20 protein-coding genes, 6 tRNA genes and 2 pseudogenes are annotated in these 23,899 nt (G+C 39.2%); 2 read left to right on the top strand and 26 right to left on the bottom strand.

The window, feature by feature from the left end:
* Nucleotides 1-48 precede the first annotated feature (48 nt).
* The 11 genes and pseudogenes from NKF87_RS03180 to NKF87_RS03130 all read right to left on the bottom strand — a co-directional run.
* Nucleotides 49-261 carry a hypothetical protein gene (locus tag NKF87_RS03180; RefSeq protein WP_253583945.1) on the bottom strand — a complete coding sequence of 71 codons (213 nt, stop codon included), beginning with the start codon at nt 259-261 and terminating at the stop codon, nt 49-51.
* A gap of 8 nt (nt 262-269) precedes the next feature.
* A complete protein-coding gene (locus tag NKF87_RS03175) occupies nt 270-1,379 on the bottom strand; it encodes a Gfo/Idh/MocA family protein (protein ID WP_028087688.1) in 1,110 nt (369 codons plus the stop codon).
* A 19-nt stretch (nt 1,380-1,398) separates the two neighbouring features.
* Nucleotides 1,399-2,232: a carbohydrate ABC transporter permease gene (locus NKF87_RS03170; protein ID WP_028087687.1), complete on the bottom strand. Its 834-nt coding sequence runs from the start codon at nt 2,230-2,232 to the stop codon at nt 1,399-1,401.
* Entirely contained in the window at nt 2,232-3,119 is an 888-nt protein-coding gene (locus NKF87_RS03165) for a carbohydrate ABC transporter permease (protein ID WP_028087686.1), read from the bottom strand. Before NKF87_RS03165 ends, NKF87_RS03170 begins: the two co-directional genes overlap by 1 nt.
* Before the next feature lie 59 nt (nt 3,120-3,178).
* The gene (locus NKF87_RS03160) at nt 3,179-4,513 is read right to left on the bottom strand and encodes an ABC transporter substrate-binding protein (RefSeq protein WP_028087685.1); all 1,335 of its coding nucleotides are present in this window, start codon (nt 4,511-4,513) and stop codon (nt 3,179-3,181) included.
* A 150-nt stretch (nt 4,514-4,663) separates the two neighbouring features.
* Nucleotides 4,664-5,512 carry an AraC family transcriptional regulator gene (locus NKF87_RS03155; RefSeq protein WP_055195252.1) on the bottom strand — a complete coding sequence of 283 codons (849 nt, stop codon included), beginning with the start codon at nt 5,510-5,512 and terminating at the stop codon, nt 4,664-4,666.
* A gap of 70 nt (nt 5,513-5,582) precedes the next feature.
* On the bottom strand, nt 5,583-6,038 hold the full coding sequence (locus NKF87_RS03150) for a YhcH/YjgK/YiaL family protein (RefSeq protein WP_028087683.1): 456 nt from the start codon (nt 6,036-6,038) through the stop codon (nt 5,583-5,585).
* Between the two features lie 13 nt (nt 6,039-6,051).
* A complete protein-coding gene (locus tag NKF87_RS03145) occupies nt 6,052-6,762 on the bottom strand; it encodes a GDSL-type esterase/lipase family protein (protein WP_055195253.1) in 711 nt (236 codons plus the stop codon).
* Nucleotides 6,763-7,300: 538 nt separating this feature from the next.
* Nucleotides 7,301-7,579: a hypothetical protein gene (locus NKF87_RS03140; protein WP_022381278.1), complete on the bottom strand. Its 279-nt coding sequence runs from the start codon at nt 7,577-7,579 to the stop codon at nt 7,301-7,303.
* A gap of 4 nt (nt 7,580-7,583) precedes the next feature.
* Nucleotides 7,584-7,811, bottom strand: coding sequence for a hypothetical protein (locus NKF87_RS03135; RefSeq protein WP_055195256.1), 228 nt, complete (start codon nt 7,809-7,811; stop codon nt 7,584-7,586).
* Nucleotides 7,812-7,813: 2 nt separating this feature from the next.
* Nucleotides 7,814-8,638: pseudogene (locus NKF87_RS03130) on the bottom strand (IS1634 family transposase); the annotation flags it as partial.
* Nucleotides 8,639-8,685: 47 nt separating this feature from the next.
* Here NKF87_RS03130 and NKF87_RS03125 point away from each other — a divergent pair.
* Entirely contained in the window at nt 8,686-9,600 is a 915-nt protein-coding gene (locus tag NKF87_RS03125) for a tyrosine-type recombinase/integrase (RefSeq protein ID WP_161143370.1), read from the top strand.
* Nucleotides 9,601-9,701: 101 nt separating this feature from the next.
* Here the strand turns inward: NKF87_RS03125 and NKF87_RS03120 are convergent.
* The 14 genes and pseudogenes from NKF87_RS03120 to NKF87_RS03055 form a co-directional block, all read right to left on the bottom strand.
* Nucleotides 9,702-9,787: transfer RNA gene (locus tag NKF87_RS03120), tRNA-Leu, on the bottom strand.
* Nucleotides 9,788-9,899: 112 nt separating this feature from the next.
* Nucleotides 9,900-9,972 (bottom strand) — tRNA-Val (locus tag NKF87_RS03115).
* 44 nt (nt 9,973-10,016) lie between these two features.
* Nucleotides 10,017-10,090, bottom strand: a tRNA-Asp gene (locus NKF87_RS03110).
* Nucleotides 10,091-10,096: 6 nt separating this feature from the next.
* A tRNA-Ile gene (locus NKF87_RS03105) sits at nt 10,097-10,170 on the bottom strand.
* 26 nt (nt 10,171-10,196) lie between these two features.
* Nucleotides 10,197-10,269: transfer RNA gene (locus NKF87_RS03100), tRNA-Thr, on the bottom strand.
* A 23-nt stretch (nt 10,270-10,292) separates the two neighbouring features.
* A tRNA-Glu gene (locus tag NKF87_RS03095) sits at nt 10,293-10,364 on the bottom strand.
* A gap of 157 nt (nt 10,365-10,521) precedes the next feature.
* The gene (locus NKF87_RS03090; protein WP_253584306.1) at nt 10,522-11,364 is read right to left on the bottom strand and encodes a PRD domain-containing protein; all 843 of its coding nucleotides are present in this window, start codon (nt 11,362-11,364) and stop codon (nt 10,522-10,524) included.
* Between the two features lie 34 nt (nt 11,365-11,398).
* On the bottom strand, nt 11,399-13,591 hold the full coding sequence (locus tag NKF87_RS03085; RefSeq protein ID WP_055195266.1) for a PTS transporter subunit IIABC: 2,193 nt from the start codon (nt 13,589-13,591) through the stop codon (nt 11,399-11,401).
* 199 nt (nt 13,592-13,790) lie between these two features.
* Complete coding sequence (locus NKF87_RS03080; RefSeq protein ID WP_055282254.1) at nt 13,791-14,891, bottom strand: GntR family transcriptional regulator; 1,101 nt, start codon at nt 14,889-14,891, stop codon at nt 13,791-13,793.
* Nucleotides 14,892-14,963: 72 nt separating this feature from the next.
* On the bottom strand, nt 14,964-15,935 hold the full coding sequence (locus NKF87_RS03075) for an ABC transporter permease (protein WP_081021001.1): 972 nt from the start codon (nt 15,933-15,935) through the stop codon (nt 14,964-14,966).
* A gap of 10 nt (nt 15,936-15,945) precedes the next feature.
* Nucleotides 15,946-17,445 (bottom strand): sugar ABC transporter ATP-binding protein, encoded by a 1,500-nt coding sequence (locus NKF87_RS03070; protein WP_055282252.1) that lies wholly within the window; start codon nt 17,443-17,445, stop codon nt 15,946-15,948.
* 19 nt (nt 17,446-17,464) lie between these two features.
* Nucleotides 17,465-18,415 carry an ABC transporter permease gene (locus NKF87_RS03065; protein WP_022415810.1) on the bottom strand — a complete coding sequence of 317 codons (951 nt, stop codon included), beginning with the start codon at nt 18,413-18,415 and terminating at the stop codon, nt 17,465-17,467.
* A 101-nt stretch (nt 18,416-18,516) separates the two neighbouring features.
* Nucleotides 18,517-19,680, bottom strand: coding sequence for a sugar ABC transporter substrate-binding protein (locus tag NKF87_RS03060; RefSeq protein WP_055282250.1), 1,164 nt, complete (start codon nt 19,678-19,680; stop codon nt 18,517-18,519).
* Nucleotides 19,681-20,005: 325 nt separating this feature from the next.
* Nucleotides 20,006-20,170, bottom strand: a pseudogene (locus NKF87_RS03055) (family 1 glycosylhydrolase); the annotation flags it as partial.
* A 138-nt stretch (nt 20,171-20,308) separates the two neighbouring features.
* Between NKF87_RS03055 and NKF87_RS03050 the strand changes: the two are divergent.
* Nucleotides 20,309-22,684 carry a phosphoketolase gene (locus tag NKF87_RS03050; RefSeq protein ID WP_022415816.1) on the top strand — a complete coding sequence of 792 codons (2,376 nt, stop codon included), beginning with the start codon at nt 20,309-20,311 and terminating at the stop codon, nt 22,682-22,684.
* A 159-nt stretch (nt 22,685-22,843) separates the two neighbouring features.
* Here the strand turns inward: NKF87_RS03050 and NKF87_RS03045 are convergent, their stop codons facing one another.
* The gene (locus NKF87_RS03045; protein ID WP_055282248.1) at nt 22,844-23,743 is read right to left on the bottom strand and encodes a LysR family transcriptional regulator; all 900 of its coding nucleotides are present in this window, start codon (nt 23,741-23,743) and stop codon (nt 22,844-22,846) included.
* Between the last annotated feature and the right edge of the window lie 156 nt (nt 23,744-23,899).

Below are 23,899 nucleotides of genomic sequence, written 5' to 3'. Positions count from 1 at the left end.
CCGCATAAAAGATATTATCTGCATATGTTGTTTGCCCTGTTAATTGAACTAATTCATATTGTTTAAACTATAGCCTGTTCCATTGGAAACTTCGATTTCTTTTTCTTGAAGTACCGGTGTTGGCAAATTTTCTGCGCTTTTTGTTTGACTAATTGTATTTTCAATATTACTATTTGGATCTACCTGTGCATAAACACTCATAGGTGTTATGCACAGAGAAAACATTGTCACTGCTGAAATTAATATTTTACTTTTTTTCATATATACTCCTATCCAATAATTTCGCTCAGTTTCACTTTCCTATCTTCAAATCTAGATCTCGTACATGCATCTGCAGTTGCAATTGCAGCTCTTGCAGCTTCACCTGTAAGAAGCGGTCTAAACTCTTCGTCTACTTCTTTTCCATGAAGAATTCCGTTCAAATATTTCATCTCGTTTTTCATGATACTATGAAGCCACATTGGTGGTTTCTTACCTGGTTTTCCATACATGATAGCACCATCCATCTCAGTACTGTGGTAGATTCGTGTACGGTCATCATCTTCTTCCTGTGATTCATGTACTAAGAAATGTTCATCCTTACCATCGATTTTTAATGTTCCGCCACAATCACACATATCAATTTTAATAGCTCCTTTAGTTCCCTGAATCAGTACATAATGTTCAGGCCAGTGGAATGCTGATCCCCATTCTAATACCGCATAACGATTATCAGAGAACTGCATGTTTACAAATAACATATCATCTTCGTCACCGAATGCTTCTCCCTGATGTGCAACATTTCCACCTGTCATTGTAACCTCTTCTGGCATTCCTCCCATCAAAAACTGTACACAGTCCAGTTCATGAATATGATGGTACAGATGACCTCCTGATTTTTCTCTAATCTTTTTCCACGAAATAGTTGGCTGCTGTTCTTCCCATCCATTTCGTGCTGAATGACAATAAAGTACTTTTCCGATAACACCATCGTTAATCAATTTCTTCGCATGTCTTACGCCATGGAAAAAGTTCATAACATGTCCTGCCATAAAAATCACTCCATGTTCCTGACAAGCTCTTACCATGTCATCACAATCCTGGTATGAAAGAGCAATCGGTTTCTCACAAAATACATTTACCCCATGCTCTGCTGCTTTAACAACCGGTTCTTTATGTAAATAATTTGGTGTTGCAACAATGACCGCATCTACATCATCTCTACTATATAATGTATCCAAGTCTGTTTCTACGTCGCACCCCAATTCATCCGCAATTGTCTGTCCGTTTTCTGGATCTAATACTGCGACGATTTTAGCTCCTTCTTGTTCCTTCATGATTCTTCCAAGTTCTGCTCCAAAATATCCTGTTCCTACAATTGCATATCCTACTGTTTTCATTTTTATAATCCTCCAATTTTTATTTTACTGCACCTTCTGTCATTCCACCTGCAATCTTATTTTGAATAAACATAAAGAAGATTACGGATGGTACAACAACGAGAGCTGATGCCGCCATCATATCTCCCCAATTTAAAATTTCTGCCCCCTGTAAAGACTTGAGCGCTACAGAAACTGTCATTTTATCTGTACTATTAATAAGAATTAACGAATACAGGAATTCATTCCATGCATTGATAAATGTATAAATTGCTGTTGCAACAATACCTGGCATTACCAATGGTAATACAATCTGTATAAATGTTTGAAATTTATTTGCACCGTCTACTTTTGCTGCTTCTTCAATTCCCAATGGAACCGTTTTAAAAAATCCGACTAACATCCAAACAGCATATGGTACACTAAATGATAGATACACAATAATAAGTCCTATTCTTGTGTTTACCAAGCCAAGCTTTGCCATGACCATAGAGTATGGAATCGCAAGCAAAATCGGTGGAAACATATATGTCGCTACTAAAACTTTCGACATAATCGATCCAAGTTTTGGAAAAAATCTTACTATTCCATATGCCGCCATAGATGAAATGACAATCGCAATACCTGTTGTTATAATTGCAATAATTAAACTATTTCCTATGTTTTTAGCAAACCCTAAATCCTGAATTACATGTGTAAAATTCTCTAATGTAAAATGTTTCGGGAAAAATCTTGTCGGATTCGATGTTAACTCTCCAGATGATTTTACCGAGCACAAAAGTACCCATACCAATGGAAAAACAGCTATCAAAGACAAAACAATCAGATAAATATGACAAAACGCATTCCCGACTTTTTCTTTTTTATTCGTCATCACTTATCCTCCTTTTCCCATTTTCCTATAATCGTAAAGTAAATAACACATACTAATAACAAGAATGCAAGTAATAGCATCGTAACTGCAGATGAACGACCTAACAGTTTTGTATTCCATCCCATGTTATAAGCATAAATTGGCATAGTCGTCGTCGCATTTGCTGGTCCACCACCAGTAAGCAGATAGATAATATCGAAGTTATTAAATACCCAAATTGTACGAAGAACTACTAATAAACCAACTACAACTTTAATATGTGGTACTGTAATATACCAAAACTGCTGAACTTTTGATGCACCATCGATCTGGGCTGCTTCATATTGATCCTGCGGAATTGTTTGGAGTGCTGATAATACATTTACCATAATCATCGGTGCCCCAAACCATATATTTATAAAAATTAATGTCAAAAACACAAAGCTATTATCACTCAAAAATTGTGGCAATTCATTACAAATGCCTAATTGAACCAATATGTTAGGAATAAATCCAGATACCCCATTTAAAATCCACTTCCAAGATAATGCAATAACAATGGATGGGAACGCCCATGGAATAATCATTAATGTTCTGTAAATGCCTTTTCCGAAATTTACTCTATTGATTGCAAGAGCACCTGTAAAACCTATAATCAATTGTCCTGCCAATGAACCTAGTGTCCACAAAACTGAATTTAAAAATGCTTTAAAAAAGTTCGGATCTGCCAACACTGCTTTATAATTTTCAAGTCCTATAAAATCATATGTTAAACGAATCAAATGTTTTGTTGTCATACTATAATATAAACTTGAAAAGATTGGGTAAATTAAAAGGATTCCCACAACTAATAGCGCTGGAAGTACGAATACCCAACGGGCATAATCTACCTTTGCTCTTCTTTTCATCATATACACCTTTCTTTATTTCAGAAAGCCGTTCAAATTGAACGGCTTTACTCTTTCATTTACTGTACCGTACTAAATAAATCATTTAGTTGATTTTCTGCTTTTTTAGCAGCTTTTTTCACATCTGTACCATTTGTAATAATGTCTTGGAACATGCTTTCAATGATTCCCTGCGAAGTTAAAAGTCCCGCCTGAACACTTGGTCCATGTTCATATCCGATTGCAGTTCCTTTATCCATTGCATCTGAAATAACATCTACAGCATTTGAAAATTTCTGTACAGTCTCATTTTCCTTATATTCCGGTGTGTCAGAAATTCCACTAATAGAAGGAAGCATTCCTACTGGCGTTGCGTCAAGGAATTTTATATATGTATCTTTTTCATATAATTTTTTCATGAATGCCTTACAGATTTCAGGATGTTTTGAGTTTTTCCAAACAACCATTGGAATATTTGATGTTTCAGCTCCATAATCTGGATCATCTGCATTAATCTTCGGAAGTGGCGCACAATCTATCTGATCAACCAAATCAGGTGAGTTTGTTTCTACACCGCTAATTTGGAAACCTGAGTTAAAATCAAAAGCAGTTTTTCCCTGATAGAACAAATTTGCCTGATCCAATACTGCATAATTTACCGAATCTTTTGGCGAACAGTTTTTATAAATATCTAACCAGTAATTGATTCCATCTATTGCCAGATCACTAGTTAGATTTGCTTTAAGATCATCTGTTAAAAGACTTCCGCCACCGCTTCTTACATAAAAGTTTAAAAATCTAGTTGCCATAAGGTCATTTGAACCACACGGGAAAGAACAACCATAAACACCATCTTTTGTAAGTGTCTTTGCTGCTTCAGCAAATTCATCCCAAGTTTTTGGTACAGAAAGTCCAGCTTTTTGCAGTAAATCTTTTCTATACCACATAACCTGCGCATGAGAATACAATGGTAATGAATAACAAGTTCCATCTTTTTTTCCTTCTGATAATGCTGTTTTTGAAAACTTGTTTCTTCCAATGTCATCAATCAAATCATCAACTGGTTCCAACGCATCTGCATCCATCATTTCAACTACATGGCCTGGAAGTGCCGTACTCATGTCTGGTACATTTCCTGATGCTAATCCTGTCGTCCATTTTGTATAAAAATCGCCCCATGAGAAAGTCTCAATTTTAATTTTTACTCCCGGGTTATCTTTCATAAACTGATCTGCTGTTTGCTGAATCACTTCCATTCTAGGTCCTTGAGTAAATGAATGCCAAAAGGTAATATCACCCTTTAGTTCTCCTGATGTTTCTTTCTTTGTCGGTTCACTTTTTTTGGAACCACACCCTGCTAATATTGAAGATGCTATCATCGTTCCAACAAGTAAAATAGCTAATTTCTTTTTCATAAGCTCTTCCTCTTCTATTTATTTTTCTATTGACTTGTTTCTCTTATTCAATGCGGCCACATCAATTTGTTTACTATGGTTCCATTTTATCCTTTATTTTTATGCATATCTACTAAGTGCACGCTTAATAATAGCATTTAACGCTCATTTTTATTCTCTCGCTATCTTTCTATATTGATTTGGCGTAAATCCAAAGGCCGATTTAAATTCTCTAATAAAATAATTTGCATCTTCATATCCGCATTCATATGCAATATCGTTAATATTTTTATTGCTCACAAGTAATGCTCTCGCTGCTGTAGTAAGTCGAATTTCTCTCACATATTCCATCGGACTTTTCCCCATATTAGCCTTAAACAAACTGCTGAATCTTTGTTTGCTTAATTCAACCATTTCTGCCATCTTTTGAGGTGTATATTTTTCTCTTGGATGAAGCACAACATAGTCTGCTACCAATTGCACTCTTGAGTCAATCTGCTCTTTCCTTTTTGCAATTTTAAGCACTGGGTTTTCATTTTTTTCCGTAACCTTTCCTGTATTTTTATCAAATTTATTTACTCGCATTGACAGAGTACCAATTAAAAGATCCAGATATCCTCTCACAAAACATTTTTTTACCCAGGAATCTTTTTTCACCCATTTGCAAATCTCTTTAAAATAATAATCCTCACCTTCATTTTCAATAATTCTTGGTATTCCATAATACTCTTTCAAAACATCTTCACCTTCATAAAATACAGAAGTTGTAAAACGAAGACTATAAAACTCAAATGATTCACTTAATGCTCTGCATGACATTCTACATCCTTGTGGAATATATACTATCTGGTTTTCCTTTACAATAATTTCTTCCCCGTCAATACAAAATTCAGCCTTTCCTTTTACAATATATCGAAATATATTATAAGGAATATAAGATTCTGGATATACCCAGGTTTTTCCCATTGAATAAAATTCAATATATAAAAATGTTAATCGTATATTATCAATAACTGACATTTCACTCATTTCTCCTATAAGCAAAAACAGCCATAAGTTCTTTTCTTACTTACAGCTGTTCTTCATACCATTATTCTTCCACTCTAATTTTGACTACGACTTTTTTTACCATTCCTGGAACAGTATTCATCATACCTACTTTATGTGCGTCACTCGGAAAACAAACCATAAAATCTCCTGTTTTTAAAAGATAACTACCTGATTCGCACCCTTCATAAAATCCAATATCTTTATCCTTATCAAACGGAACTTTTTCTTGAAGATTCTTTACATCTGCTGTCGCAATTTTTTCAATTCCTTCCATGATATAATGTACATCAATATGTTTTCGATGTGCTTCATACATGCATTCGCTTTCATCTTTGGACAAAAATGAAACTGGATTCGCCGAAATCCAATCCTTCTGTATAATCGCATTCGATTCTACATCATCCCATTTTTTTAACTTTTCCAAAAAATTTAATGTCTGATAGATTTCTTTTTCTTCCTTATAATTTTCCTTATTACTTATTGAATCAAATATCATGTTTCTTCTCCTTTCAGATTCTAATTCCATTTTTTTTCAAAGTATTTTTTAATACAGTTGCCATAATTTGATATCCTTTAGCATTTGGATGTAAACCATCGTATGTAATTCCATCAAGTAATTTATCTGTACCTGGAAATGTCATTGTAGCATAATAATTTACAAAAATTAAATTATTCATCTTTGCCATTTCCATGAGCCATTCATTTAGTTCTTTTATATACATTTTTCTGTCTCTTTCATATCGTAATATAGGAATATTGATTGGTAACAACGACGTTAAAATTAACATTATTTTTTCCTTTTTAGCTTGTTGTATAATTTCAATTATATTACTTTTAACTATTTTCAATTTTTCACTGTAGGGTACCGGTTCGAGTTTTTTCCAATAATCACCTTCCAATTCTATCGAATCGTTAATCCCAATTCCTAAAATACAATATTTTGGTTTAAGTTGAACCGCATCAACATAAAATCTTTTTTTTAAATATTTTGTCGTATCCCCTGCAATTCCTCTATTTATAATCAATTGATCAGAGTTCCTAAAGTATGCATTTAATTCCCAATATTCTGTGATAGAGTCTCCAATAAACAAGAAGTCCGGTCTCTGATTTGTATAACACAATGTATGATTTTTTATATCAAACTCTTTTCTATTTTTGTCTGCGGCAACATCCTCTGAAAAATATTCTAATCTTGTATACCCTTCATTTGTCGAAATCATCTGCTTTCTCCTCTCTGTATGTATATCAATTATAAATAGAAAATCATTTCTGCGAAACAGAGAGAACGCTCAAAAATAGCATTATACGCTTATTTTATTTCTTTTTTTACCATTTGTATATATCATAAATTCGAGTTTTAAAATTCACAAATCTAGCTAATATATTCGAGCTACATTTACTGCAAATATTGCTTTTATCAAAAGATAGTGTTATAAAAAATGAGGCGGTCTTTTTACTGAACCGCCTCATATACATAATATTTTTCCATAAAAACTTTTCTTATAATGCTTCTAACGCTTTATTAGATCCCACTAGGATCAGAACCATATCTTCCCGTAACACGGGAGTTTGACAGTTGAATAATGTAAAAAGTACTTGCAGGCCTTATAAAACCTGCTTTTTTTATGTCAATTTTTTATATATGTTATTTTCTGTTATTGTATGATATAATAAGGGGTGAGGAGGTATTACACATGAATCTTCATATACCTTAATTTCCAGCCTGGAATAGCCCTAAAAGCATCTCGGGCTGGAAATTTACATGTTATTGGCACCTTGAATCTGTGCTTCAGTCATACACATATCATGTTCTTTCGCAAATTTAAGAGTTGCCTTTAACCCTTTGGTTTTTTCTCCTTTCAAACCTTCGAATGCTACTTTTACATCTATCATGTAGCAGTATTCTAAAAATCTTTTCAATGCCTTTTCCTTCTGGCTGTTCTTAAATAATAATTCCCATACAGACATCATATCTTCATGATAGAGAAGAATAATGATATCTCCATACCTGACTGCAAAATAGTATTCCGTTAACATTTGATCACGCCTCTTCAGATTTACTGTGCAGGTACTGCATGATTTCTTCATAGCTCCGTCCACTCTGTGCTATAGCATCCAATAACTTTTTCTGGCGAAGTGCATCCCTCTTATCCAATAAATCTTTTAATGTTGCTGCCGCAGCATCATACCGATGCTTTGCTTTCACCAGATCCTGCTGTGCTTTTTCAATTTTAGTGTCCAGTAGTTCTGCGTTTATTTCACGTGCCATATTTACCGCCTTTCTTTCTGAATGTTTGATTTCTTAAGTGTATTACTGATCTCTCCGGCTCGATAAGTAATGTTTCCTTCATTCATCCCAAAAGCCTTTAAGATTTTTTTCTGCTTTGCTGTTACAGCATGGTCCAGCCGGTATACATTATCCGTCTGGCGTGTCATTTCAATCTTCTCAAGTTCCCCGACTGCTGCCGGAACTGTCATATAATTCTGTTTCTTCTCAAGTTTTTCGTTCTCTTCCTGTAATGCAGTATAAATTTTGTTTCGGATTATCAGTGCGATGAATTGTGTAAAAATCCTTCCCTCAACTCCTTCGTTTGTATGTGAACGCATGCTCTTGTTTCCAAGGAATGATTTATCAGAGGCAAAAAATTTCTCAGATACATCACGGCTCTTATAAAGATGCAGTGCTTCCTTTGCGGTCATCCTTTCGGATGTAATAATAACAAAGTATCCGCATAATGATATTTCCCGTTCTGTCACAGTTGTTTTTTCTTCCGGATATAAAAACACGCCATCTTTATCGTAGTGAAGATAAAAGTATTTTTCGTAAGCTGAACCGAACTCTACTGTTTCATTCTGATGTGACATCAGCAAAGCTGTCCGCTCTCTCAGTGCGTTTTCAAAATGCTCCCGTTCATCAGCATCTTTTGAAATACTATGATAAATATGAATGTATCTCTTTTTTTCATCGCCTTCAAATAAAGTCCTTTGCACTGTTTTTCCATACACACCATAGGCATTCATGTCACAAGAGCGCTTATTTTCGAACGTTCCTTTGTTCTCTAAGATCAAATCACTTATGAAAGAAGACATGCCTTTATGATTACTACTTCAATAACACATTAGAAGATATCTACAAGCAGTGGGTGCAGCATCGTGCAGAAACCCAAATCGTATCTCAGAAAACGATTGAAGAGGACATCGGAATTTGGAACCGATTCATTGCAGATACAGAATTAGCAAGAATGCAAATTGCAGAGATCAAACCAGTACATGTAATGAAATTATTTCAAATTTGGACCGGAAACGGAAAGATTACCAGAAAGGACTTTAACAACCGTAAGTCTGTACTAAATGGCATCTTTCGTCATGCTGTGCTAAATGAAATTATTACATTTAGTCCTATTACCGATCTTCCTTGCAACACATTAAAGTTCAAATTGCCAAATGCTTCAAAAAAAGCTTACACAGTAGAAGAACGTGCTATGCTACTGTCTTATCTAAAGACTTTAGAGCAAGATGCCTACACACTTGCAATTCAATTCGCGTTTTATGGAATTTTTCGAGTCGGAGAAATCAAAGGATTAACTTGGGATACGGAGAACGAAAATATTATCACAATCAAGCAGCAATTGGTAGAAGAACGTACGTTACAAGAGGATATGACTTTCAGTCATCCTCATCGTGTCTTAAAGGATCCAAAAGGCAATCCCTTTTACAGTATACGTACCGAAGAACTTCCAGAAGCTGGAATTAATATTCTGAGAAAAATGAAAGAGCTTAATCCAAATGGAAAGCTTGTATTCATGCACGAGGGACGGCCGCTTACTACAGATACGTTTAACCGGCGTTTAAAGAAATATTGCGGTGAACTGGGGATTACATATCTTTCCAGCCATAAAATCCGCTTTACCAACGCCTCGATGCTTTTTGATGCTGGTGTAAAAGCAATTGACATCCAGCCACTCTTGGGACATTCGAATCTTGCGATGACCCAGCACTACATCGGACAACGTACTACCGAACGAGACTCAACAGAAATGGCCCGAATACTGGCCTAAGCCCTGTAAATACTGCCTGTACAACTTTGTACAACTTTTTATGTAAAACAAAAAGTGCCTCAAACCCTATAATTATAAGGGTTTGAGGCACCTCAACCTAATGCCGCAGACCGGAATCGAACCGGTACGAGAGGTTAGTCCCGCAGGATTTTAAGTCCTGTGCGTCTGCCAGTTCCGCCACTGCGGCATACAAGATGAATCGCGCCAACTCCGAAGGAGTTGTGTGCATCGATGCGAAGCATCGCGTCACATTTCGTGATTACACTACTTGCAAATCGTGATAACTTACTATCACGAAATGGGACCAATAGGGCTCGAACCTATGACCCTCTGCTTGTAAGGCAGATGCTCTCCCAGCTGAGCTATGATCCCATATTTAATTGTTTATCGCCTGCTCACTAAAAGTGACAAGCAAGCGACCCAGAAGAGACTCGAACTCTCGACCTCCGCCGTGACAGGGCGGCGCTCTAACCAACTGAGCCACTGGGCCATTTCATGGACCTTCGGGGACTCGAACCCAGGACCGATCGGTTATGAGCCGATTGCTCTAACCAACTGAGCTAAAGGTCCAAAATCTTTAAGTCCCGTAAGGACTAAGCCGATGATCGGACTCGAACCGATAACCTGCTGATTACAAATCAGCTGCTCTGCCAATTGAGCCACATCGGCATTTTACCTAATTACTTAGGTAATGACTCCAACGGGAATCGAACCCGTGTTACCGCCGTGAAAGGGCGATGTCTTAACCGCTTGACCATGGAGCCATATCTCAGTCACTGTTTCGTGTTTTTATTCCTCTTGCGTGACCGAGATTTATAATATCATAACGCAATATCTTTTGCAAGTGTTTTTTTGAATTTTTTTTTATTTTTTTCAAAAAAAATTATTTTTGTGTATTTTCCGCCTTTTTTCCGAAGTGTACTATTCTTCTATTTCACGTTCGTCATTGGCAACTCTTTCAATATGCATTGCCAGATATCCTGTCTCTACTTCTTCCAGCTTTACTCCCAGACTCGTACCTACCCGGTCGCAGATGACTTGTGCCATCCCAAAAGATTCCGGGAATTTCACTTCCATATAGTCGTTCATATTCACCTTCAGCTTCTCACCGCTCAAGGCTCTTGCCACCATATAACGGATATGATTCATCAGACGGTTGTAAGATAATGATGCAATATCGATCGGTTTTCCGATCGCTTCTTCTACCATACTGATGCATTCCCTGACAGATCTTGCCATCTGCATTGCCTGTGATACTTTCTCATCTTCTATTGCCGAATGGATATGAAGTGCCACATATCCGATCTCGTCGTCTTCTATATCGATCTGAAACTGCTTTTTCAAAAGAGGCCGGATACTTTCCGCCACCTTGAATTCCATATGAAATAACACACGGATGTCTTCTGTGAGCGGATTACTGATCTGCTCATGATTCTGAATACGTTTTACTGCAAATGCAATATGGTCTGCAAGTGGGAATAGTACCATACGGTCAATCTTCCCAAATACCTTTTCAGCCTCGTTGAGCACAGCATTCGTCAGTTCCAGAAATTCCGGTGCGATAGACTTTACGATTTCTTTTGCCCCGCCCCGCTCTTTATATTTTTGGAGAGAATATAAACGGTCTTCTGGCCTTACTTTGATTCTTTCTGCAACTTTTCTGCCGAATCCTACTCCCTTTCCCATGATCAGGACTTCTTTATGATCGTCCTGATGGATGGCTATTACGGTATTATGATTTAAAACTTTCTCTATCCTGTACATCATATCCCCACTTGTATCTCCACATTACATTCTTTTACGCTTCGTAGATATCAATTGCGAAAAGCTCATCTCCTGCCTTGATCTCTCCCTCATTCAGAAGGCGGATCTTCTGGTTATCTTCAAGCTCTGTACAGAGAACCGGTGATGCTACCGATGGTGCATTTGCTTTCAGGTAATCCAGATCCAACTTCAGCATCGGATCACCCTTCTTCACCGTCTGTCCGTTCTCAACGAAGCATTCGAATCCTTTTCCGTCCAGTTTTACGGTATCAATACCGACATGGATCAGAAGGCTCACTCCGGACTCTGTCATGAATCCGATCGCATGCTTGGTATCGAATACGAAGCATACTTCTCCATCTTCCGGTGCTCTTACGATCGCATCTTCCGGTGTTACAACAGCACCGTCACCCATCATACGTCCGGCAAATGCTTCGTCCGGCGTTGTGGAAAGGTCTGCCGCAACTCCTGTGATCGGACTTGAGATCACGATTGTATCTACAATTTTCTTTTCTTCTGCTTTGGTTTCTATTTTATCATCTTCTGATATGTTCTGACCAGTACTTTCTGCGTCTTTCTGAGGCTCATACAGCTCTTTTGGCGCATGTTCCAGATAGTCTTCCAGGTTCGCCTTAATAACCGTCACACCCGGTCCGTAAATGATCTGTACACCCTGTCCGCGATGGACCACGCCGGATGCACCTGTTGCTTTCAAAATTCCGTCATTTACCAGATCTGCATTGCTTACCGTACAACGAAGTCTTGTCGCACAGCAGTCTACGTCTTCGATATTCGCAGAGCCTCCAAGTCCTCTTGTAATTTCCGCACTAAGCGAATCTTCGGAAGTTCCTTCTGTACCTGCTTCTGTATTTCCTGCTTTTTTGGCATTGACATCTGCTTTTGTATAAAGTTTTGTCTCTGCATCATCATCTTCACGACCCGGTGTCTTAAGATCTAACTTCTTGATCAGGAATGAGAAGATAAAGTAATACAGGAAGAAATAGATAATTCCTACCGGAATGATTCTGATCCAGCTTGTCTTCGCATTTCCCTGAAGGATACCGAATAACAGAAGATCTAAGAATCCGCCGGAGAATGTCAGTCCTACTGCAATATTCAGGATATGTGCAATCATGTATGCACTACCTGCAAGTACAACCTGTACTGCGAACAGAACCGGTGCCACAAACAGGAACGAGAACTCCAGAGGCTCTGTGATACCTGTTAACATACATGTCAGTGCTGCGGAAAGAAGCAGTCCGCCTGCCGCTTTTTTCTTTTCTGGTTTTGCCGTACGGTACATAGCAAGTGCCGCTCCCGGAAGTCCGAAGATCATGAAGATGAACTCACCGGAGAAATATCTTGTCGCATCCGCGCTGAAATGTGTAATATTGGCAGAATCGGCAAGCTGTGCGAAGAAGATATTCTGACCACCCTGGATCAGTTTTCCGCCAACTTCCATCGTTCCGCCGACAGCGGTCTGCCAGAACGGAAGGTAGAACACATGATGCAGTCCGAACGGGATCAGCGCACGTTTTACAATACCGAAGATCAGTGTTCCGAAATATCCGGTTCCTGTTACCAGACCGCCCAGTGCATAGATACCGTTCTGCACAACCGGCCATACGAAATACATTGCGATTCCGACGAACATATAAGTAATTGTTGAAATGATCGGTACGAATCTTGAACCGCCAAAGAATGATAATGCATTTGGCAGTACAATCTTGTGGAAACGGTTATGAAGCGCCGCAACTCCAAGTCCTACAATAATACCGCCGAACACACCCATCTGCAGTGTATTGATTCCACACACAGAAGCGATCGTTCCTTCAAGGACATTCTTGGAAATGGTTCCGTCAGCTGCGATCTTCCCGCTGATTTCCAGCATACTGTTAATGGAAATATGCATAACAAAGTATGCGATCAATGCTGATAATGCTGCAACTTCTTTTTCCTTCTTTGCCATTCCGATGGCTACACCAACGGCAAAAATCAGTGGAAGGTTATCGAAGATCGCACTTCCAACCTTGTTCATAATAATCAGCAGCGAATGAAGGATTGTTCCCTCTCCCAGGATTCCCTGCAGTCCATAAGTTGCAATGGTTGTGGCATTGGTAAATGAGCTGCCAAGACCGAGAAGCAATCCTGCTACCGGGAGGATTGCGATCGGGAGCATGAAGCTGCGCCCTACTCTTTGCAATACGCCAAAGATTTTGTCTTTCATATTTTTCTCCTTTTCTTTGTACGTGTATCTATGCATAGTCTTTCCTTTTTATCAACTTATTAACACAAAAAAGGCACTAACTCTGCATAAATACATTTAATAATTTACACATAGTTAATGCCTCGTTCATCGTTTACTAACAAGTAACATACTATATTTGTATAATACTCTTTTTCCCATTTCCTGTCAAGATTAACTTCTACAATTTTCTCACGGAATTACCATCATTTATTCTCACCGGAAAACGGTATGCATAATTTTTTGTCTGCCAGTCTTCATCATCCATCATACGCAACAGATGATTCCCTGTAATATATCCCAGCTTGTTTTTCGGATGTATGGCGGACAGTACTTTAACATCTGTATTATCCATCAGCTCCGCATCATCAAAAGATACTACCGACAGATCTTCCGGAACGTGTATCCCTCTCTCATCCAGAAATTCCAAATACACTCTCGCCACTTCATCATTATAGATCATCATCGCTGTACACTCTCTGGTGTGACGGTAAATATGAGTAAGTCCTTTCTTACCGAACTTGTCTTCCATCTCTCTGGTAGAATACCATCTGATGCAGTCATCGTCATATTTAATTCCATAATCCGACATGCATTGGATCAACCCCTTATAACGTGCAATCCCCTGCATATCATCATATTTCAGAATTCCTCCGATTTTTCTGTGCCCATGTTCGATCAGCGTCTTTGTCAGTTCATAGGCCGATCTGGTGTCCGACATCTCTACACTGTCAAAAGACATATTTTCATAATGATTGTGTATAAAGATTGTCGGTATATTCCGCTTCTTAATTTCTTCAAACAGACGCAGATTCGGATTCGGAAATGCAGAACGTGAACCTTCAATGATCAGACCCGAGACGTTATTCTTCAGCATACTCTCCAGATAAACCGCTTCATCGTTCAGACGGTTCTTGGTAACTGCCACATCAATACGATACCCCTTTTCACTCAGGGAAGCTTCTATGCCGTCATACACCTCCGGGAAGAGATATTCCGAATAATAGCTAAGCAGCAGTCCTACTCTCGGCCGGTCATCATCTATCATCTGTCCTTCATAAGACACATATGTTCCGCTCCCCCTCACCCGGGTGATCAGCCCTTCTTCTTCCAACTGCTGCAAAGCCGTTCTTACTGTCTGCCTGGAATACCCGAACTTCTTCTGCAGACTCGGCTCTGATGGGAATTTATCCATGTTCCTGATCACACCACTGGTGATCAGTGTATGTGCCCAGTTATATAATTTTTGATATTTCAGACCTTCCTGATTCGTATTCTTCATAAATGCTCCATATACCAATTACGGGCAAAAACATTAAAGAATGCCTTTGCCCGTAATGAATAAATAATTTTATTATTTGATAACTGTAAGTGATTCACGGTCTGCGAATACTGCTACGAAGATCAGGAATACAACTCCCTGGATCAGCTGCATCATCTGTGTTGAGAATCCCATCATTGTCAATCCACTGTTCAGTACGACGTAAAGAAGAGATCCAACAACGATATTTTCAAATCTTACCTTGGCTCCACCGGAAATAGGCATACCACCTAATACCAGAGCGATCAGAATCTGTGTCTCTAACTGGTTACCACCGGAAGATGTAACAGATCCAACCTTGATAACGTTGATAAATGCTGCAAATCCTGTCAGTGCACCTGCCAGTACATACATGAGGAATTTCATTCTGTCTGTGCGGATTCCTGAGAACATTGCTGCTTTTTCACCGGCTCCGATCGCTTTTAAATATGTTCCGAATTTTGTATAACGGAATGCGATAAATCCAATAACCAGAACAACTACTGTACAAGCCACTTTGAATCCTGTACTGTCATAATTGATCAATGTTGCAGAACCGGAAACGGGTGCATTCGTTGTCATATATTTGATAAATCCACGGAATAAGAACATGGTACAAATTGTAACAATGAATGATTTGATCTTACGGTATACATAGAAGAATCCGTTGATCGCACCGATGATCGCACCTGATGCAATACCACCAAGAATTGCAATTGCAATTCCATGTTTTGAAAGAATACATACAACGATTGAAGCAATTCCAAGGATAGATCCCTGAGAAAAGTCCAGGCCGCCCATTGTCATAATAAAGAACACGCCCATAGCTGCAATCATTGTAACATATACCTGCGAAAATGCCAGTGACATATTTCCCATCATACGGAAATCTGTCAGGACATTGAACAGCAGGAAAATAACAACCAATCCTACGATTGGCAGGAGCGCACGAACCATCGCCATCTTAGACGCTTTCTTAAGCTGCTGCTCCTTATCGTTTGTTTTTGCACTTACTTGACTTCCCATAGTTGCCTCCTTATACCATCATCGAAATCAGACCATTTTCATCCAGGTTCTGATTACGTTCAAGTTCTCCACTGATACTTCCATCTTTCATAATAATGATACGATCACTCATACCAATCAGTTCCATCAACTCTTCTGAGATCATGATGATGGATTTACCGTTCTTTCTCATCTGGTTCATCAACTGATAGATGTCCTGTTTTACCTTAATATCGATTCCTCGGGTAGGACTGTCCAGAACAACGATATCAGAATCTTTTCCGATCCATCTTGCAAGAACAACTTTCTGTTTGTTACCACCGGACAGATTTGAAACGAACTGGTTTACATCATTCATCTTTACAGACATCTGTTTTGCATATTTATCGGCAAACTCTCTACGTTTCTTATCGCTTAATATATGTGCTTTATTAGCAAGTTCATCTAATGATGGTAAGCAGATGTTGTCACCGATACTCTGATTCAGCACAACCGACTCATTGTCACGGTCTTTGGATGTATAAGCAACGCTGTGCTTAATTGCTGTAGGAATATCGTTGATGTGTGTTCCGTCAGCCAGAACAACTTCACCTTCTCTGTCATAAGATGCACCGAAGATTGCTTTACCGATCTCATGCATACCTGATTCTGACAGACCACCGAATCCAAGGATCTCTCCTTTGTGTAAATCAAAGCTGATATCTTCGATCAGTCCTGGAACTGTAACATTCTTTACGGATAATACAACTTCATCTGATACTTTTTCACCATAGTCTGAACGATAGTAATCACCTGTTACCTCACGTCCAACCATCAGCTTCTTCAGATCATCTTCGTTCACATCTGCACTTTTAACCGTATCGATATATACACCATCCCGGAGGATTGTGATTGTATCGGATTTGTCAAGAATTTCCGGAAGGTCATGGGAAATAAAGATAACCGTATTTCCATTGTCACGGACACGATTCATCTGTTTGTACAGTTCTTCACGTCCTTCCTGCGAAAGAGCAGTTGTCGTCTCATCGACAACGACGATCTTAGGATTAAAATATGTAGCTTTTACGATCTCAACCAGTTTACGGTCTTCGAAATTATAATCATCAATCATATCTCCTGCTTTGATCTTATCAAATCCATAGGATTGTAAAAGCTCATTTGCTTTTTTGTTCATTGCTGCGGTATTCTTGATCCCCAGATGAACGAACTGATCTTCATGTCCAAGGAAGATATTCTCTGCTACCGTCAGTCCGGAAAGAGTTCCAAGTTCCTGTACGATGATAGAAATACCTTCTTCATTTGCTTCTACCTGGTTCTTCGGATGAACTTCTTTTCCATCCAGAATGAACTGTCCACTTTCCAGTGTATAGATTCCTGTCAACATATTTGTCATTGTTGATTTACCGGATCCATTTTCACCGATCAGTGCGTGAACCTCACCTTTATTGATATTAAATGACACATCTTTCAACGCCTTCGTGATACCGAAGTTTTTAGAAACATGTTTTACCTGTAATCTCACTTCACTCATTGCTGTCTTCCTCCTTCTATTACTTGACAATCTCGCCTTTTGTAACCTTTGTTGTCAGAGTAACGATAATCAGCAGTGCAAATCCTGTAATAACGTCCTGGATCGCTGTAGGAGCACCAAGTGCGATGAAACCGAAGAAAATAATATTGATTACGAATTCACCGATGATAATAGCCTGCAGCGGCATACCATATTTCTTAAATGCCAGACCGAAGAAGCATCCCATTGTCGGTACGAAGTTTCGGCTCATAGATGCCATACCGGTAACCGCTACCATTGAAGAACCATAACTGATTGTCAGAATTGCCATTACTCCAAGGAACGCACCACTTAAGATGAATGCAAGTACCTTGTATTTATTAACATTAATACCCATGTTCTTAGCAACGAACTCGTCACTTCCGATCGCATAAGTATAAGTTCCGATTTTAGTGTAGTTTAAGAATATGTAAGCAACAACGCATGCTACCAATGCAAGGATGATATCCCATGGCATACGTCCGAATGCTCTTAAGTGTGCCGGAAGTGTCTGTTCTACACCACCTGCCATGTAGTTTGCCAGCGACTCATAGATAAGTGCCAGACCTGTTGTAACGATCATAGATGGAATTCTTAATTTCACATAGAAAATTCCGTTTAATAAACCAACGATTGTACCTGTAAGAATACCTCCGACGATCAGTCCGAAATATCCTAAATTAAATTTTGTTGCCAATACGCAACCAACGATTGCGGAAAGCATGATGTTTGCACCAATAGAGAAATCGAACATTCCCATTACCATTACGAAATAGAAACCAACCGCACCTACAGTGGCAATCAGACTGGCCTGAAAGTAATTGAGCATATTGGAAAATGAGCCGAAGTTATGTGGTGTCAATATTTTAAAGATTACCCAGGAAACAATCACAAGACCGATCAGGATTACATACCCCATTGTCTTTCCTGAGAGTTTTTTAGTAGTGCCCATATTATCTACCTCTTCTTATTATCTTTTTAAAAGAGAAGGTGGCATCGCCTTTTTTGCGACGTCACCCTCCCCAAATTATTTTCTGTTATCTTGTGTCCGTCTTATTTAGCGGCACGGCTCTCTGCATCAGCGATAGATACGCTTGCTGCAGTAGCTTTCAGCTCTTTCATACTTTCTTTAGACATAGCTACTAATTCATCGTCTGTGTATGGAAGCTGATCTACGAAATATTTCTCGTATGCTGCATAGTCTTCTGCTGATGATACATACAAGTATGGGAATGGAACATCTTCGAATTTACCAGCGAAGTCTTTGTAGTTACCTTTGACTGCATTGTAAACCATCATGAATGCGATCAGTGGGTCACAGAAGTGTCCACCGGATTCACCGGCCATTGATCCGTTCTGAAGTCTTTCTCCAAGGTCTGGAAGGAAGTCTGTAGAAACGATATCGATGTCCTGAGTCTTTCCTGCACGTTCAACTGCTGCGATTGCTCCCTGAAGTGGATCTCCACCACCACCAGCTGGGATCAATGCATCAAGCTTAGGATCTGCTGCCATTAAAGCTTCAGCGGCTTTTGATCCACCTTCTGAAGTTGTACCAGCGTACTGTGGCTCAGAAATTTTTGCTTTGTCGTCTGGGTTTTCTTTGTTCCATTTTTCAACTCCGGCTTTGTAACCTTCCCATCTTCCAAGCCAAGTAGCATCTCCCTGCTCCCAGCCGATCAGACCGATGTTACGATCACCTTTGTCAAGAAGAATCTTAACAAGTTCTGCACCGTTTTCAGGTTCATCTTCATGAACTGCTCCGATGTAGTAAGCGGAATCTTTTGCTGCTTTGTAGATATCTGCACTGTCTTTTTTGCTGATTACACGGAAGAACTGTGCAAGATATACTTTATTATCATTACATGTCTTGATTGCTGATGTCATCTCTGTATCAGATGAGTTACAGATGATGATTCCCTGGCATCCTGCTGCTGCTAACTGCTCTACAGAAGCTGTAACTTTCTCAGATACATGTCCCTGGTCAACATACTGTACTTCTACATCCAGTGCTTTAGCTGCTGCATCCAGCATCTTCTTACACTGTGATCCAAGAACGTCTGTTGAAGACCAGATAGAAACTCCGATTTTAACCTTTCCTGATTTACTGCTCTTGCTGCTCTTGTCATCAGAACTTCCACCGTTTCCGCATGCAGCAAGTCCAACTACCATTGTTGCTGCCAAAAGAGCTGCTGTTACTTTTTTGAGAACTCTCTTCATAATGTTTCCTCCGTTTTCTGTATTTATTTGATGATTAGATTATATACTTAACTGGTATCGTTTTGCAATAAAATACAACCATTTTTTTCAACAAAGTTGTACTGTCTCATAGCGCTTTTCATGGTGTTTTCATCTGTCAAAACCGTTTTTTGTGCGTTTTGACAGTCTTGGTTTCAATAATTATGAACAAAGAATGAATTTTTTGTGCATTTTTCTTCATTTCTTTCATACTTTCTTTATAGTACAATACAACTTTTATTTTGTACTCACTTGTATTATTTTTACAAAACAGCAACCTAAGTTGTATTTAATCTTATAAATAGCAATATTCTTTCAGGTATGCAATACGGTAACCATCATCACAAGTATGATCTTTTTTCAAGATATCAACTGCTCCTAAACCATTTTCTACTATAAATAATGGTACTTCATAATGTTCATATAATGTAACCAGCGCATAACGCACTCCTACCGGGTCAATCTGCCAGCCCAGTCTTTTCCTCCATCCATACCAAAAACTTATATTTGCAATGCATAATTGCTATTTTACGCATACTTTTCATTGTGTTATTCTACAAATGGTTAAAAAAATAACACAAAAAATTATTTTTAAGAAAGAGGTATGAATATGGAAGACACAAAAACATGTCTTGAGAAACAGCCGTTATCCCAGGAAATGCTTGAAAAGATGAATGCCTACTGGCGTGCTGCCAACTATCTGTCAGCCGGTCAGTTATACCTTCTTGACAATCCATTATTAAAAGAACCACTTACAATGGATCAGATCAAGAAGAAAATCGTTGGGCACTGGGGAACTGTCCCAGGACAGAACTTTATCTATGTACACTGCAACCGTGAGATCAAACGTTATGATCTGGATATGATCTTATTATCAGGTCCTGGACATGGCGGAAACTTCTTAATTGCCAATACATATCTGGAAGGTTCTTACAGCGAAGTATATCCGAACATCAGCCAGGATGAAGAAGGTATGAAGAAGATGTTCAAGCAGTTCTCATTCCCATGTGGAGTTCCGAGTCACTGTGCACCAGAGACACCAGGATCTATCAACGAAGGTGGAGAGCTTGGATACTCTATCGCTCATGCATTCGGTGCTGTATTCGACAACCCGGATCTGATCGCAACAGTTGTTGTCGGTGACGGTGAAGCTGAGACCGGACCGTTAGCTACTTCATGGCAGTCTAACAAGTTCCTGAACCCAGTTACAGACGGTGCTGTACTTCCAATTCTTCATTTAAATGGATATAAGATCAGTAACCCTACTATCTTCTCTCGTATTTCCCACGAGGAAGTTGAGAACTTCTTCAAAGGATGTGGATGGAAACCTTACTTCGTAGAAGGCGATGATCCGATGACAATGCACAAGAAGATGGCAGAAACAATGGATACTGTTATCGAAGAGATCAAAGCAATCCAGAAAAATGCACGTGAGAACAACGATCCAGAGCGTCCGGTATGGCCAATGATCGTTCTGCGTACACCAAAGGGATGGACTGGACCAAAGGTTGTAGATGGACAGCAGATTGAAGGATCTTTCCGTGCACATCAGGTACCACTTACAATGGAAAGTCCAGAACATCTGGAACTCTTAAAAGAGTGGCTGGAAAGCTATCATCCGGAAGAACTCTTCGATGAAAACGGACACCTGATCCCAGAACTTGCGGAACTTGCACCTAAGGGAGATGCCCGTCTCGGAGCTAACCCACATGCAAATGGTGGATTATTATTAAAAGACTTAAGACTTCCTGATTTCCGTTCTTATGGAATCGAAGTTGAACCAGGTAAGACAAAGGCTCAGGATATGATCGAACTTGGCGGATATATCCGTGACATCTTCGAATTAAACGAAGAGAACAAGAACTTCCGTATCTTCGGACCTGACGAAAGTATGTCTAACCGTTTATACAAAGTATTTGAAACACAGAACCGTGACTGGAATGCCGGACTTCTTGACACAGACGATTGTCTTGCAAGAAACGGACGTATCATGGATGGTATGTTAAGTGAGCATATGTGTGAAGGATGGCTGGAAGGTTATCTGTTAACAGGACGTCACGGATTCTTCGCAAGTTACGAAGCATTCATCCGTATCGTTGACTCTATGGCAGCTCAGCATGCAAAATGGTTAAAAGTATGTAACCAGCTTTCATGGAGACAGCCAATTGCTTCTCTTAACTTCATCCTGACATCAAATGTATGGCAGCAGGATCACAACGGATTTACACATCAGGACCCAGGATTCCTGGATCACATCGCTAATAAAAAAGCAGATGTTGTCCGCATGTATCTCCCACCGGATGCTAACTGCTTACTCTCTTGCTTCGATCACTGTATCAAGAGCAAGAACTATGTCAACGCTATCGTAGCTTCAAAACACCCAAGCTGCCAGTGGTTATCTATGGAACAGGCTGTTAAGCACTGTACACAGGGTATCGGTATCTGGGATTGGGCAAGTAACGACTGTGGTGAAGAACCAGATGTTGTTATGGCTTGCTGCGGTGACACACCAACTCTTGAAACAATGGCTGCTGTTACAATTCTTCGTGATGAAATGCCAGAACTCAAGATTCGTGTTGTTAACGTTGTTGACCTGTTCAAGATGGAATCAGATCACAAACATCCACACGGATTAAGTGATGCAGAATATGATGCAATCTTTACAAAAGATAAACCGATCATCTTCGCATTCCACGGATATCCGACACTGATCCATGAACTTACATACGAACGTAACAACCACAATATTTCCGTTCATGGATATCAGGAAGAAGGAACGATCACTACACCATTCGATATGCGTGTACAGAACCAGATCGACCGTTTCAACCTGGTAAAAGATGCTATCATGCACTTGCCACAGCTTGGCAACAAGGGATCATTCCTGATCCAGAAGATGAACGACAAGCTGGTTGAGCACAAACAGTACATTGCCGAATACGGACAGGATCTTGAAGAGATCCGTAACTGGGAGTGGCATAAATAAAAATTCCTACTAATTAGTTTGTTTTAATAAAAAGCCCGAAAGCTTACCATATTTTACTCCAATTCGATACCTTTTATCTTTGTCAGATCGTTATGATCATCCGAATTTGTGTAAGCTTCCGGGTTTTTATTATATTTCTCATTTCTCATGATTGGCAGATTAATTGCCCTTCTCTTTCAGGAATTTCTGGAACTCCTTTGCTGCGATACTCTGCGGATATTCCATATCGTAAATCAATATGATATTACGTTCCGGCAGTTTTTCTTTTACCTTGATTTCAAATACCTGTCCGGACTTAAGTTCCGCATCCGCAAATTCCGCCGGGATGAATCCCAGTCCCAGATTATGTCTTACTGCCGGAAGTATCATATCCGTCGTCGCAAGCTCCATATCCGGTGTAAATGTCAGACTGTTCTTTTCAAAATATTCATTTAGAAAACGTCTGGTAATCGTCTCTGCAGTCAGACTGATCCATGGATACGACACCAGTTCCTTAAGCGATAACTCCTCTTTCCCCGCTTTCAATTCTTCAAATCGCATTCCGGCGATCAGTATATCCCTGTATTTTCTCAATATCTTCATCCGAAGCGGCTTTGCCACCTGAAGGTTAGCCGATACAAATGCAAGGTCTACTTTTCCTTCTTTTACTGCATTCACCGACTCTGTCGTACTGTTATTCAGAATCTTAAACCTCACATTCGGATACAGGCTGTTGAATTCTTCCATTGCCTGAAAAAGATAACAGTGAAGTGCCGTCTCCGTAGCGCTGATATAGATTGTTCCGTTCTCCAGCGAGATCAGATTGCTCAGATCATTCTCTCCTTTGAAAAACTGGGCACATCCTGCCGCTACATATCCATAAAATGTCCGGCCTTCCGGAGTTAGCTGCATTCCGGTCTTACTCCTCGTAAATAAGCGGCAGCCAAGTTCATTTTCCAGTTTGTGTATGGTACGCGTGACTGCCGGCTGGCTGGTCTTCAGTACCGTTGCTGCCTTGGTAAGATTTTCATATTTTGCTACATAATAAAATATTTTGTAATATTCAAAATTTGAATTCATAATAAAAACTACTCCTCTTCATCTCTCACTATATTTTAAAAAATAAGTGAAAAATGTCAAGTGATATCTTCATTCTCCACCGCTGTCAACTTTTCTTATATACTTTTACATATTCCAAAAGAGATCTGACATATCCAAATGCCAAATCTCTTTTTT

This window comes from Dorea longicatena, assembly GCF_024168045.1.
In the GTDB taxonomy this organism is placed as follows: domain Bacteria; phylum Bacillota; class Clostridia; order Lachnospirales; family Lachnospiraceae; genus Dorea_A.
This window is presented reverse-complemented; position numbering and strand designations above follow the sequence as displayed.